The organism is Streptomyces sp. NPDC001594 (assembly GCF_042893675.1).
GTDB lineage: Bacteria > Actinomycetota > Actinomycetes > Streptomycetales > Streptomycetaceae > Streptomyces.
This window is the reverse complement of sequence record NZ_JBIAVB010000023.1, coordinates 20,955-33,563: the sequence shown is the minus strand read 5'-3', so window position 1 is coordinate 33,563 and position 12,609 is coordinate 20,955. Positions and strand designations below refer to the sequence as shown.

The window sequence follows — 12,609 nt, the reverse complement described above, 5'->3', positions numbered from 1 at the left end:
AGCGGTCAAACCGGTTGAGCGCGGCCGCGCCGGGCGCCTAGCCTGCGGCCCATGACCGAGATCGTGATCACCTCCCTCGCCCGCCGCCCCGAACTGGCGGCCCGGCTGTGGGACATGCAGGACTCCTGGCCGGCGTTCGCCCAGCACGACTCCGTGGCCTGGCTGCTCTACCCGCGCCTGGTCACCGAGTTCCCGGAGTACGTGTTCATCGCCACCGACGGGGACGAGGTGGTGGCCCGCGCCTTCAGCGTGCCCTTCGCACTGCACTGCGCCGAGCGCGGCGGGGCGCTGCCCGCCCAGGGCTGGGACCGGGTCCTGATGTGGGCCTTCTCCGACCGGCGCCGGGGGATCCGGCCCGACACGGTGAGCGCCCTGGAGATCTCCGTGGCCACCGGCCGCCAGGGGCGGGGGCTCTCCGGGCGGATGCTGGCCGCGATGCGCGAGGGCGCCCGGGCCGCCGGGTTCACGGAGGTCGTGGCCCCCGTGCGGCCCAGCGGCAAGCCCGCCGAGCCCGAGACCCCGATGTCCGAGTACGCGCACCGCACCCGCGAGGACGGCCTCCCCTACGACCCGTGGCTGCGGGTCCACATCCGGGCCGGGGCCGTCATCGACTCGGTGGCCCCGCTGTCGATGACCGTCACCGGCTCCCTCGCCCAGTGGCGGGAGTGGACCGGCCTGCCCTTCGACGAGGCCGGGCGGGTCCGCGTACCCGGCGCGCTGAGCCTCGTCCACTGCGAGCCGGAACACGACTACGCCGTCTACGTGGAACCCAACGTCTGGGTCCGCCACCCCCTGGCGCCGACACCCGCTTGAACAGGTCGAACACGAGCGGGACCGTAGAGGGGAACGGGCCCCGGCAGCCCTTTGCATAAACCTGCATAGCTACGTATAGTCATGCCATCGAGGAGGAGGGTCCGATGGTGGTACGTGTAGCGGTGGCCGGAGCGAGCGGATACGCGGGCGGAGAGGTCCTGCGCCTGCTGCTCTCCCACCCCGAGGTGGAGATCGGCGCGCTGACCGGCCACTCCAACGCCGGGCAGCTCCTCGGCAGCCTGCAGCCGCACCTGGTGCCCCTTGCCGGCCGGACCCTGGAGCCGACCACGGCCGAGGTCCTCGCCGGACACGACGTCGTGTTCCTCGCGCTGCCGCACGGCCAGTCCGCCGCCGTCGCCGCCGAGCTCGGAGACGAGGTGCTCGTCGTCGACATGGGCGCCGACCACCGGCTGAAGGACTCCGCCGACTGGGACCGCTTCTACGGCGCCCCGCACGCCGGGACCTGGCCCTACGGCCTCCCCGAGCTCCCCGGCGCCCGGGCCGCCCTCGCCGGCTCCAAGCGGATCGCCGTCCCCGGCTGCTTCCCCACCGCCGTCTCGCTCGCGCTCTACCCCGCCTACCAGGCCCGGCTCGCCGAGCCCGAGGCCGTGGTCGTCGCCGCCACCGGCACCTCCGGCGCGGGCAAGGCCCTCAAGCCGCACCTGCTCGGCTCCGAGGTCATGGGCACCGTCACCCCCTACGGCGTCGGCGGCGTCCACCGCCACACCCCCGAGATGGTGCAGAACCTCTCCCCCCTCGCCGGGGAGAAGGTCTCCGTCTCCTTCACCCCCAACCTGGTGCCCATGCCGCGCGGCATCCTCGCCACCTGCTCGGCCAAGGCCCGCCCCGGCACCACCGCCGAATCGCTGCGCGCCGCCTACGAGAAGGCCTACGCGGACGAGACCTTCGTCCAGCTGCTCCCCGAGGGCGTCTGGCCGACCACCAAGGCGGTGTACGGCTCCAACTCCGCGCACCTCCAGGTCGCCTACGACGAGTCCGCCCAGCGGGTCGTCGCCATCAGCGCCATCGACAACCTGACCAAGGGCACCGCCGGCGGCGCGGTGCAGAGCATGAACATCGCCCTCGGCCTCCCCGAGGGAACGGGACTTTCCACGATCGGAGTGGCACCGTGAGCGTCACGGCAGCACAGGGATTCACGGCGGCGGGCATCGCCGCGGGGATCAAGGCGAACGGCAACCCCGACCTGGCCCTCGTGGTCAACAACGGGCCGCGACTGGCCGCCGCCGGCGTGTTCACCTCCAACCGCGTCAAGGCCGCGCCGGTCCGCTGGTCCGAGCAGGTCCTGCGCGGCGGCACGGTCAGCGCCGTCGTCCTCAACTCCGGCGGCGCCAACGCCTGCACCGGCCCCAAGGGCTTCCAGGACACCCACGCCACCGCCGAGAAGGTCGCCGCCGTCCTCGGCGGCGAGCACAATGCCGGCGAGATCGCCGTCGCCTCCACCGGCCTGATCGGCCTGCTCCTCCCGATGGACAAGCTGCTGCCCGGCATCGAGACGGCCGCCGCCGCCCTCTCCGCCGACGGCGGCGAGGCCGCGGCCATCGCCATCAAGACCACCGACACCGTGCACAAGACGGCCACCGTCGGCCGGGACGGCTGGACCGTCGGCGGCATGGCCAAGGGCGCGGGCATGCTCGCCCCGGGCCTGGCCACCATGCTCGTCGTCCTCACCACCGACGCCGACCTGGACTCCGCCGCCCTCGACAAGGCACTGCGCGACGCCACCCGCACCACCTTCGACCGGGTCGACTCCGACGGCTGCATGTCCACCAACGACACGGTGCTGCTGCTCGCCTCCGGCGCCTCCGGGCAGGTCCCGGCGTACGAGGACTTCGCCGCCGCCGTCCGCGCCGTCTGCGACGACCTGGCCCGCCAGCTCATCGGCGACGCCGAGGGCGCCAGCAAGGACATCCGCATCGAGGTGATCGGCGCGGCCAGCGAGGAGGACGCGGTCGAGGTCGGCCGGTCCATCGCCCGCAACAACCTGCTCAAGTGCGCCATCCACGGCGAGGACCCCAACTGGGGCCGGGTGCTCTCCGCCATCGGCACCACGAAGGCCGCCTTCGACCCGGACCGCCTGAACGTCGCCATCAACGGCGTCTGGGTCTGCAAGAACGGCTCGGTCGGCGAGGACCGCGACCTGGTCTCCATGAAGGACCGCGAGGTGCGCATCACCGCCGACCTGTCCACCGGCACCGAGTCGGCGGTCATCTGGGCCAACGACCTGACGGCCGAGTACGTCCACGAGAACAGCGCGTACTCCTCATGAGCGCCGCGAGGAAGCACACCGCGCTGCCCAAGGCACAGACCCTCATCGAGGCGCTGCCCTGGCTCACCCGCCACAACGGCAAGATCGTCGTGATCAAGTTCGGCGGCAACGCCATGATCGACGAGGACCTGAAGGCAGCCTTCGCCCAGGACGTGGTCTTCCTGCGCCAGGCCGGCCTGAGGCCCGTCGTGGTCCACGGCGGCGGCCCGCAGATCAAGGCCCAGCTGGCCAAGGAAGGCCTGGTCAGCGAGTTCAAGGCGGGCCTGCGCGTCACCACGCCCGAGGCGATGGACATCGTCCGGATGGTGCTGGCCGGGCAGGTCCAGCGCGAGCTCGTCGGACTGCTCAACCAGCACGGTCCGCTCGCCGTCGGCATGACCGGCGAGGACGCCCGCACCATCACCGCCACCCAGCACAAGCCCGAGATCGAGGGCGAACGCGTCGACATCGGCCGGGTCGGGGAGATCACGTCCATCGACACCGGGGCGATCCGGGCCCTCCTGGCGGACGGCCGGATCCCGGTCATCTCCTCCATCGCCCGCAGCGCCGACGACGGCCACGTCTACAACATCAACGCCGACACCGCGGCCGCCGCCCTGGCCGCCGCGCTGGGCGCCGAGACGCTGATGGTCCTCACCGACGTGGAGGGCCTCTACGCGGACTGGCCCGCCAGCGACGAGGTGATCAGCCGGCTCACCGTCAGCGAGCTGGAGAAGCTGCTGCCCGAGCTGTCCAGCGGCATGGTGCCCAAGATGGAGGGCTGCCTGCACGCCGTGCGCGGCGGCGTCCCCACGGCCCGTGTCCTCGACGGACGCGTCCCGCACTCCATCCTGCTGGAGATCTTCACCGACCAGGGCATCGGCACGATGGTCGTGCCCGACCCGCAGCCCGGAACACCGCAAGGGGGAGCAGCACAGTGACGCACAACGAGGAGACCGGCAATCAGCGGTTTGGGGCCCGCTGGCAGGGCGCCCTCACGGACAACTACGGCACCCCGGCGGTGGCCCTGGTGCGCGGCGACGGCGCCCAGGTCTGGGACGCCGACGGCAAGCAGTACACCGACTACGTCGGCGGCATCGCGGTCAACGCCCTCGGCCACGCCCACCCGGCGATCGTCGAAGCCGTCACCACACAGGTGAAGACCCTGGGCCACGTCTCCAACCTCTTCGCCTCCGAGCCGGTCCTCGCCCTCGGCGAGCGGCTGCTCCAGCTGTTCGGCCGCGAGGGCCGGGTCTTCTTCTGCAACTCCGGCACAGAGGCGGTCGAGGCCGTCTTCAAGATCGGTCGGCTCACCGGGCGGACCCACATGGTCGCCACCGACGGCGGCTTCCACGGCCGGACCATGGGCGCCCTCGCCCTCACCGGCCAGCCGAAGAAGCAGGCCCCCTTCCTGCCGCTGCCCGGCGAGGTCACCCACGTCCCCTACGGAGACGTCGAGGCCCTGCGGGCCGCCGTCACCGAGGAGACCGCGCTCGTCCTCGTCGAGCCGATCCAGGGCGAGAACGGCGTGGTCGTCCCGCCCGCCGGCTATCTGACGGCCGCCCGCGAGATCACCCGCGCCACGGGCACCCTGCTCGCCCTCGACGAGGTCCAGACCGGCATCGGCCGCTGCGGCAGCTGGTTCGAGTACCAGCAGCACGAGGGCGTCGAACCCGACCTGGTCACCCTCGCCAAGGGCCTCGGCGGCGGCCTGCCGATCGGCGCCGTCGCCGCCTTCGGGGCGACGGCCGGACTCCTTCAGCCGGGCCAGCACGGCACCACCTTCGGCGGGAACCCGGTCGCCTGCGCCGCCGGCCTCGCGGTGATCGACACCATCGCCACCGACGGCCTGCTCGACCGGGTCAAGGCCCGCGGCGAGCGGCTGCGCTCCGGAATCGAAGCCTCCGGCCACCGGCTGGTCTCCCACGTCCGCGGCTCGGGCCTACTCCTGGGTATCGTGCTGACGGAGCCCCTCGCACCGAAGGTGCAGCTGGCGGCTCAGCAGGCCGGATTCCTGGTCAACGCGCCCGCCCCCGACGTGGTACGGCTGATGCCGCCGTTCGTCATCACCGAGGCCGAGGTGGACGCGTTCGTCCGGGCACTTCCCGGCATCCTCGACGAAGCGGGACGATCCGGAGAATGAGACGACGATGAGCCAGGCGCAGGAACACGAGCAGAACGGCGGCCCTTCCGTTCCGCAGACCCGCACCGCCCGCCACCGCCGGATCGTGGACATCCTCAACCGGCAGCCGGTCCGCTCCCAGAGCCAGCTGGCCAAGCTCCTCGCCGACGACGGGCTGAGCGTCACCCAGGCGACGCTCTCCCGCGACCTCGACGAGCTGGGCGCGGTGAAGATCCGCAACACCGGCGGCGAGCTGATCTACGCGGTCCCCAGCGAGGGCGGCTTCCGCACCCCGCAGGCCCCGCTCGGCGAGTCGGCGAAGGAGGAGCGCATGCGGCGCCTCTCCGGCGAGCTGCTGATCTCGGCGGAGGCCTCCGCGAACCTCGTGGTCCTGCGCACCCCGCCGGGGGCGGCGCAGTTCCTCGCCTCGGCCATCGACCAGGCCGAACTCCACGCCGTCCTCGGCACCATCGCCGGCGACGACACCCTGATGCTCATCAGCCGCGACCCCTCCGGCGGCCAGGCCCTGGCCGACCACATGCTGCGGCTGGCGCAGAAGGAGGGCTAGTAGCGGGTCACGGCCAGCGGGCCGTCGTCCGTGCCGATGGCGATGTGCGGGGCGCGGCGGGGGTTCGCCCAGCGCAGGAGCTCGCGCATCGCGCCCTCCGGTACCGAGACGCAGCCGGCCGTGGCCCCCTTGCCGTTCACGTGCAGGAAGATGCCCGCGCCCCGGCCGCGGACGGGGTGCTCGTAGTTGAAGCCGATGACCAGCGCGTGCGCGTACTGGTTCCGGTACGCCACCAGGTGCTCGGACTCGCCCGGCGCGCAGTCGGCGGGCAGCGGCTCCGTCCAGCGGTTGTAGGCGGCGGAGGCGTTGTCCTGGCACCACCACGAACGGTCCGTCACCCGCCGGTAGGCGTACGCCGTCCCGGCCGGGGCGTGGGCGATGCCGAAGGCGTACGGCAGGTCGTACAGGCCGGCCGGGGTGGTGTTCGTGCCCTGGGTCCGGGTGGCCCCCTCGGTCAGACCGTTCGCGCCGAACCGGGCGGGCGCGTGCCCGGCCTCGTACCAGTGGCCCGCCCGCCGGTCCCACCAGGTGAGCACCCCGGTGGTGGAACCGGGCTCGGGGGCGACGGCGGTGATCAGCTGGCTGCCGCCGCCGGTGTCGGCGAGACGCCCGGGCAGCGGGTCGGGGCCGTGCGGCCACAGCCCGGCGAGGACGAGCGAACCGGCGAGGAGAGCGTTGCGCAGCACCCGTCAGACGGTACGGGCCGCGCGGCCGGCCCGGCCGCAGACAGGCCGCCGCCACCCGATCGGCCGACCCCGGGCGGCCGGGTCAGGGTGGGGAGTTCCGCGGGGCGAAGTCCATGGGGAAGTGGGGCAGCCGCAGCTCGCGGGCGCCCAGGAGCTTCGCCGCGCGCGCGAGCAGTCCGCCCAGTTCCGCCTGGGCCGCCTCGCCCTCGTCCAGGGTGGCGAGCCAGTTCCAGTCGGCCACCGCCGCCCGTGCGCGGCGCCGCGTGCCGGGGTCCGGGTCGTCCAACAGGGCGACGGACGCCCGCAGTTCGGCGCTCCCGCCCCGGCCCTGCAACAGCCGGAAGGCCGCCCTGCGGGTGTGCGGCCGCCACTGCGGACCGGTGCGGGCGGCCAGCGCGGCCGCGTCCAGCCGCCACGCCACCGCCAGCAGCTGCCGCGCGGCCTCGCGGGCCACCGAAGCCGACGAGTCCTCAAGCAGCGGCAGCAGCACCCCGTCCTCCAGGACGACGCCCGCCCGGCGCAGCTCGGCCAGGGCGGCGCCCCGCACCGGTCCGGCGGGGTGGGCCAGCAGGCCGCGCAGCAGCGCCCGGTCGGCCGGCTCCGCCACCTCGCAGTAGCCCGTCACCGCGTACCGGCTCACCCGCACGGGGTCCGCGAGCAGCGCGCGGTAGTGCGCGCACGGGTCCCCGCCCGCCTGGCGCAGCAGCCAGCGGGCGCAGGCGCGCACCGAGCCGGCCCGGTCGGTGAGGTACCGGTCCGCCTCCGCCGCCCGCCCGGCCCGGCGCAGGGCGGTGACCCCGGCGGCCCGCACCGCCGGGAAGCGCGAGCCCAGCAGGGCGTCCACCGCCTCCGCGTCCGGCCCGTCGGCGGCCAGCGCCGCCAGGGCGGCGTCGGTCCACATTGCGCCGGCCCGCGGATCGGGTTCGGCGGCGGCCCGCCGGGCGAGGTCCCGCACCCCGTACCGGCCGGCGGCGAGGGCCACCCGGGCGGCGAAGCGCCGGGTCGGCAGGTCGGCGCTGGTGGCCAGGCGGTCCAGCATGCCCGCGCGCTGCCGGGGGGCCAGCGAGTTCCGGCTCCAGGTCGTCGACGGCAGCCCGGGGCGCCACCACGCGGCGAGGACGGAGTACCGGCCGCTGAGGGCGGCCTCCAGCTGCTCCACCGCCCAGCCCCCGTGCTCGCGTCCGCCCAGGCGCAGGGCGAGCGGGGTGAGCGCCGTCAGCGCGTGGGCGGGGTCGTCGGCCACCGGCCGGTTCAGCGCCCGCAGGGCCCGGTCCCGGGTGCGGACGGGGTGCTGGGCCAGGACCCGGCCCAGCACCCTGCGGGCGCGCTCGCGCACCTGCGGGACCCAGTCGGCGCACCGGATCAGGACGAGCTGGGCCGGCGGGTTGCGCCACGCGGCGAGCGCGGCCGCCCGGACCCGCCCGTCGGGGTGGCACAGCCGCGCCTCCAGCCCGTCGACGGACACCCCGGGGAACCGCTGGAGGCGGCGCACCTCCCGGTCGAAGGCGATCCAGGCCTCGGGCCCGTTCCCGACGAACCGGCCGGCCACCGGGACGGTGTCCCCTCGCACCACCCCCCGGGCCACGCCCTGCCCCCAGGCCGCGTCCTCGGCCGCGCTCCCCATATGCCCTCCCCGGCTGGATCCGCCCCCGATGGTAGGCGCCGGCCCACCGGCCCGCCTGGGATATACGGGCTGGTCAGCGCCGCAGGAAAGGGGCTCGATTGACGAAACATACGGAGTAATGCATAGTTATGCTCGTTCTTGCCGTGGACCGCCGCGCGTCGCGACCCCGCCTGAATCGTTCGACGCTGTACCCGGACGGCCTCCCCGCTACCTCCGCGGCGGGGAGGCCGGCCACTTCCACCTCATGAGGAGCAGTAGCTGTGAGCAGCAACAACGGTGACGTCAGGCTCTGGGGCGGCCGGTTCGCCGACGGCCCTTCGGAGGCCCTCGCGAAGCTGTCCGCGTCGGTCCACTTCGACTGGCGCCTGGCGCCCTACGACATCGCCGGCTCCCGCGCCCACGCCCGCGTGCTCGCCAAGGCGGGTCTGCTCACGGCCGAGGAGCTCGACCGCATGATCGCGGGCCTCGACCGGCTGGAGGCCGACGTGGCCGACGGCTCCTTCGTGGGCACCGTCGCCGACGAGGACGTGCACACCGCCCTGGAGCGGGGCCTCCTGGAGCGGCTCGGCCCCGACCTCGGCGGCAAGCTGCGGGCCGGGCGCTCGCGCAACGACCAGGTGGCCACCCTCTTCCGGATGTACCTGCGCGACCACGCGCGGATCATCGGCGGCCTGGTCGCCGACCTCCAGGACGCCCTCGTCGGCCTGGCCGAAGCGCACCCGGACGTCGCGATGCCCGGCCGGACACACCTCCAGCACGCGCAGCCCGTCCTCTTCGCCCACCACGTCCTCGCGCACGTGCAGTCCCTCTCCCGGGACGCCGAGCGGCTGCGCCAGTGGGACACCCGCACGGCCGTGTCCCCGTACGGCTCGGGCGCGCTGGCCGGATCCTCGCTGGGCCTGGACCCGGAGGCGGTCGCCGCCGACCTGGGCTTCGAGCGCGGCTCGGTGGGCAACTCCATCGACGGCACGGCCTCGCGGGACTTCGTCGCCGAATTCGCCTTCATCACCGCGATGATCGGGATCAACCTGTCCCGGATCGCCGAGGAGATCATCCTGTGGAACACGAAGGAGTTCTCCTTCGTCACCCTCCACGACGCCTTCTCCACCGGCTCCTCGATCATGCCGCAGAAGAAGAACCCGGACATCGCGGAGCTGGCCCGCGGCAAGTCGGGCCGCCTCATCGGCAACCTGACCGGCTTGCTGGCCACCCTCAAGGCGCTGCCGCTGGCCTACAACCGCGACCTCCAGGAGGACAAGGAGCCCGTCTTCGACTCCTGCGACACGCTGGAGGTCCTGCTGCCCGCCTTCACCGGCATGATGGCCACCCTCACGGTCAACCGCGAGCGGATGGAGGAGCTGGCCCCGGCGGGCTTCTCCCTGGCGACCGACATCGCGGAGTGGCTGGTCAAGCAGGGCGTGCCCTTCCGGGTGGCGCACGAGGTGGCCGGCGAGTGCGTCAAGGTCTGCGAGGCCGAGGGGATCGAGCTCGACGAGCTCACCGAAGCGCAGTTCGCGAAGATCTCGGAGCACCTGACCCCCGAGGTCCGCACCGTCCTCAACGTCCCCGGCGCCCTGGCCTCCCGCAACGGCCGCGGCGGCACCGCCCCGTCGGCGGTGGCGGTCCAGCTCACCGAGCTGAAGGCCGACCTGGTCATCCAGCACGCCTGGGCGATCCACAAGCAGTAGCAAGCAGTAGCCGAAACGCCCGCAGGGGCGGTACGGGCCCACCCGGGCCCGTACCGCCCCTCCGGCGTGTCAGGGGATCAGCGGCCCTCGGCCCAGTCCGCCAGGGCTTCGAAGTCCGGCCGGGTCAGGCCGATCCGTTCGTCCACGTACATCAGCAGCGCGTGCGCCGGGTGGCGCTGCTCGACGTACTCGCGGTCCATGGCCGTGATGTCGTCGTCGATCCAGGCGAACGGCCGCGCGCCCGCGTACTCCAGGACGTACTGCGTCTTCCAGAACGTGCCGCGCGGCGCCCGGCCGTGCATCACCGGCCATTCGATGAACGGCAGGCGCGGCAGCCCCAGGTGCGGGCCTATCCAGTCGTTGGCCTCGTCCTTCCAGGTCGTGGCCCAGACCAGCTCGTAGGCGTCCGCCAGCGCGAGCAGCTCGGCCCCGTGGGCGTGGTTGAGCCAGACCCGCAGCGGCTTGCCCTCCGTGAAGCCCGTGGGGCGCATGCGGTGGGTGGTGTAACCCTCCGGGCGGCGCTGGGGCTTGGCCGCGTACGGGTTCAGCGGTCCGTCGACGTCGATCAGCAGCAGTGGCTTCATGTGCGTACTTTTCCTCCCGGGCCGCCGGCTCGGCAGCCCGTTTTCCGTGGGGTGGGACTACCGAATGAGACATTGACGTCTCATTTGAGGTAGAGTTGTCTCATGGCCATGGATCGTGACCAGGTGCTCCGCGACGCGGCGGCCCTGCTCTCCCGCAAGTCGACCGCGACGATGGACGAGGTGGCCCGCGCCGCCGGAATCGGCCGGGCGACCCTCCACCGGCACTTCGCCGGGCGTGACGCCCTCGTACGGGCCCTGGAAGAGCTCGGCCTCCGCTGCTTCGAGAGCGCCTTCGACCGGGCCCGCCTCGACGAGGGCACGGCCCTGGAGGCGCTGCGCCGCCTCGTCGCCGAGACCGAGCCCGACGCCCAGCTGCTGGCCTTCCTCGTCACCGAGAACCAGCTCTTCGAGGGCGACCACGTCAACGAGGGCTGGGCCCGCCTCGACGCCCGCGTCAGCGGGCTCTTCCGGCGCGGCCAGCAGGAGGGCGACATCCGGATCGACCTGAGCGCGGCCTGGCTCACCGAGGCCCTCTACGGCCTCGTCGGAGCCTGCGCCTGGGCCGTCATGGACGGCCGGGTCGCGGCCAAGGACTTCCAATACATGATCACCGAGTTGCTGCTCGGTGGCGCACGACGGAGTGTGGAGTGATGACCAGAACCGAACAGCTGAACCGGCAGGCGGGGGCGGAGGGGAGGAGCCGCGGACGCTGGCTGGCCCTGTCCGTACTCGTCCTGGCCGTCCTGCTGGTCGCGGTCGACGCCACCGTCCTCGGCCTCGCGACGCCGTCCCTCAGCGAGGACCTCAAGCCGTCCGGCACCCAGCTGCTGTGGATCGGCGACATCTACTCCTTCGTCATCGCCGGCCTGCTCGTCTCCATGGGCTCCCTCGGCGACCGCATCGGCCGCAAGAAGCTGCTGCTGCTCGGCGCCACCGCCTTCGGGGCCGTCTCCGTCCTGAACGCTTACGCCACCAGCCCCGAGATGATGATCGCGGCCCGGGCGCTGCTCGGCGTCGCCGGCGCCACCCTGATGCCGTCCACCCTCGCGCTGATCCGCAACATCTTCCACGACCCCAAGGAACGCAGCCTCGCCATCGGCATCTGGGGCGCCACCGCCTCCGCCGGCGCGGCCGTCGGACCGGTCGTCGGCGGGGCCCTGCTCCAGCACTTCTGGTGGGGCTCGGTCTTCCTCATCAACCTGCCCGTGATGGCCGTACTCGTCGTCGTCGGAGTCAAGCTGCTCCCGGAGTCCAAGAACCCGGTGGCCGGCCCCTGGGACCTGCTCAGCGTCGCCCTCTCCCTGGTCGGCGTCATCGGCGTGGTCTACGCCGTCAAGGAAGTCGCCACCCACGGCGTGACCTGGGGCGTGGCGGCCGCCGCCGTCATCGGCGCGGGCTGCCTGTACGCCTTCGTGCGCCGCCAGTTCACCCTGGCCTCGCCGCTGCTCGACATGCGGCTGTTCAAGCACCGCGGCTTCTCCGGCGCGGTCCTCGCCGACCTGCTGACCGTCTTCGGCCTCTCCGGCCTGGTCTTCTTCCTCTCCCAGTTCCTGCAGCTGGTCCAGGGCCGGGACCCCCTGGAGGCGGGCCTGGCCGAACTGCCCGCCGCCGTCGGCGCGGTCGCCACCGGCCTGGTCGCCGGCCGGTACGCCCGCCGCTACTCGGTCCGGGTCATCGTGGCCGGCGGTCTGGCCGCCATAGGCCTGGCCCTGGCCGCCCTCACCCTGATCCACCAGAACAGCGGCTACCCGCTGCTCGGGGCCTCCCTGCTCGTCGTCGGCCTCGGCGCCGGCTTCTCCTTCACCGTCACCGCCGACGTGATCCTCTCCAGCGTGCCCAAGGAGCAGGCCGGCTCGGCCTCGGCCGTCTCCGAGACCGCCTACGAGCTCGGCGCCGCCCTCGGCATCGCCCTGCTCGGCTCCATCGTCACCGGCGTCTACCAGGGCTTCACCGCCCCGGCCTCGGTCCCGGGCCCGGTGGCCGACGCGGCCCACGAGTCCCTCGGCGGAGCCGTCGAGGCCGCCCGGGCCGTGGACCCGCAGACCGCCCACACCATGGTCGGCGCGGCCCAGGAGGCCTTCGTCGACGGCCTGCGGCTCGCCTCCGGCGTCGGCGCGGCCGTCCTGCTCGCCACGGCGGTGGCGGCCTGGTTCCTGCTCAAGGGGCAGGAGCTCCAGGACGGCGTCGAGCACTGACGTCACGCCAGGGAGTACGACCCCGACGGGAGTTGACAGCCCGTCGGGGCCGGGACACCATCC

General features: G+C 73.4%; 12 protein-coding genes. 9 read left to right on the top strand and 3 right to left on the bottom strand.

All coding sequences use genetic code 11. The annotated features are described in order from the left end of the window. Window positions 1–51 precede the first annotated feature (51 nt). From ACFY0O_RS34030 to ACFY0O_RS34005, 6 genes are all read left to right on the top strand, one after another. Window positions 52–813, top strand: coding sequence for an N-acetyltransferase (locus ACFY0O_RS34030; protein ID WP_388954091.1), 762 nt, complete (start codon window positions 52–54; stop codon window positions 811–813). Window positions 814–917: 104 nt separating this feature from the next. Next, window positions 918–1,946 carry an N-acetyl-gamma-glutamyl-phosphate reductase gene (argC, locus tag ACFY0O_RS34025; protein ID WP_388954088.1) on the top strand — a complete coding sequence of 343 codons (1,029 nt, stop codon included), beginning with the start codon at window positions 918–920 and terminating at the stop codon, window positions 1,944–1,946. Beyond that, complete coding sequence (gene argJ, locus ACFY0O_RS34020) at window positions 1,943–3,100, top strand: bifunctional glutamate N-acetyltransferase/amino-acid acetyltransferase ArgJ (protein ID WP_388954085.1); 1,158 nt, start codon at window positions 1,943–1,945, stop codon at window positions 3,098–3,100. The genes argC and argJ overlap by 4 nt, the downstream gene beginning before the upstream one ends. Beyond that, the gene (gene argB, locus ACFY0O_RS34015; protein WP_388954082.1) at window positions 3,097–4,020 is read left to right on the top strand and encodes an acetylglutamate kinase; all 924 of its coding nucleotides are present in this window, start codon (window positions 3,097–3,099) and stop codon (window positions 4,018–4,020) included. Before argJ ends, argB begins: the two co-directional genes overlap by 4 nt. Beyond that, window positions 4,017–5,222, top strand: a complete 1,206-nt coding sequence (locus ACFY0O_RS34010; RefSeq protein ID WP_388954079.1) for an acetylornithine transaminase — start codon at window positions 4,017–4,019, stop codon at window positions 5,220–5,222. The genes argB and ACFY0O_RS34010 overlap by 4 nt, the downstream gene beginning before the upstream one ends. Before the next feature lie 7 nt (window positions 5,223–5,229). Then, the gene (locus ACFY0O_RS34005) at window positions 5,230–5,769 is read left to right on the top strand and encodes an arginine repressor (RefSeq protein ID WP_079425174.1); all 540 of its coding nucleotides are present in this window, start codon (window positions 5,230–5,232) and stop codon (window positions 5,767–5,769) included. Here ACFY0O_RS34005 and ACFY0O_RS34000 read toward each other — a convergent pair. Then, window positions 5,766–6,455, bottom strand: coding sequence for a L,D-transpeptidase (locus tag ACFY0O_RS34000; protein WP_388954077.1), 690 nt, complete (start codon window positions 6,453–6,455; stop codon window positions 5,766–5,768). The two genes, ACFY0O_RS34005 and ACFY0O_RS34000, sit on opposite strands and share 4 nt — an antisense overlap. Window positions 6,456–6,537: 82 nt before the next feature. Next, window positions 6,538–8,079, bottom strand: a complete 1,542-nt coding sequence (locus ACFY0O_RS33995) for a hypothetical protein (protein WP_388954075.1) — start codon at window positions 8,077–8,079, stop codon at window positions 6,538–6,540. Between the two features lie 260 nt (window positions 8,080–8,339). Between ACFY0O_RS33995 and argH the strand changes: the two genes are divergently transcribed. After that, window positions 8,340–9,767: an argininosuccinate lyase gene (argH, locus tag ACFY0O_RS33990; RefSeq protein WP_388954072.1), complete on the top strand. Its 1,428-nt coding sequence runs from the start codon at window positions 8,340–8,342 to the stop codon at window positions 9,765–9,767. A 77-nt stretch (window positions 9,768–9,844) separates the two neighbouring features. Here the strand turns inward: argH and ACFY0O_RS33985 are convergent, their stop codons facing one another. Then, window positions 9,845–10,351, bottom strand: coding sequence for an HAD domain-containing protein (locus tag ACFY0O_RS33985; protein WP_388954069.1), 507 nt, complete (start codon window positions 10,349–10,351; stop codon window positions 9,845–9,847). A gap of 102 nt (window positions 10,352–10,453) precedes the next feature. Here ACFY0O_RS33985 and ACFY0O_RS33980 point away from each other — a divergent pair, with 102 nt between their 5' ends. Together ACFY0O_RS33980 and ACFY0O_RS33975 are read left to right on the top strand one after the other, a co-directional pair. Continuing rightward, on the top strand, window positions 10,454–11,002 hold the full coding sequence (locus tag ACFY0O_RS33980) for a TetR/AcrR family transcriptional regulator (RefSeq protein WP_388954067.1): 549 nt from the start codon (window positions 10,454–10,456) through the stop codon (window positions 11,000–11,002). Continuing rightward, on the top strand, window positions 11,002–12,546 hold the full coding sequence (locus ACFY0O_RS33975) for an MFS transporter (protein WP_388954064.1): 1,545 nt from the start codon (window positions 11,002–11,004) through the stop codon (window positions 12,544–12,546). Before ACFY0O_RS33980 ends, ACFY0O_RS33975 begins: the two co-directional genes overlap by 1 nt. Window positions 12,547–12,609 lie beyond the last annotated feature (63 nt).

Excerpts from the sequence above, each read along its gene's own strand:
- ACFY0O_RS33995 (WP_388954075.1), bottom strand. The coding sequence starts at position 8,079 with ATGGGGAGCGCGGCCGAGGACGCGGCCTGGGGGCAGGGCGTGGCCCGG.
- ACFY0O_RS33980 (WP_388954067.1), top strand. The coding sequence starts at position 10,454 with ATGGCCATGGATCGTGACCAGGTGCTCCGCGACGCGGCGGCCCTGCTC.
- ACFY0O_RS34030 (WP_388954091.1), top strand. The coding sequence starts at position 52 with ATGACCGAGATCGTGATCACCTCCCTCGCCCGCCGCCCCGAACTGGCG.
- argC (WP_388954088.1), top strand. The coding sequence starts at position 918 with ATGGTGGTACGTGTAGCGGTGGCCGGAGCGAGCGGATACGCGGGCGGA.
- ACFY0O_RS34005 (WP_079425174.1), top strand. The coding sequence starts at position 5,230 with ATGAGCCAGGCGCAGGAACACGAGCAGAACGGCGGCCCTTCCGTTCCG.
- ACFY0O_RS33975 (WP_388954064.1), top strand. The coding sequence starts at position 11,002 with ATGACCAGAACCGAACAGCTGAACCGGCAGGCGGGGGCGGAGGGGAGG.
- ACFY0O_RS33985 (WP_388954069.1), bottom strand. The coding sequence starts at position 10,351 with ATGAAGCCACTGCTGCTGATCGACGTCGACGGACCGCTGAACCCGTAC.
- argB (WP_388954082.1), top strand. The coding sequence starts at position 3,097 with ATGAGCGCCGCGAGGAAGCACACCGCGCTGCCCAAGGCACAGACCCTC.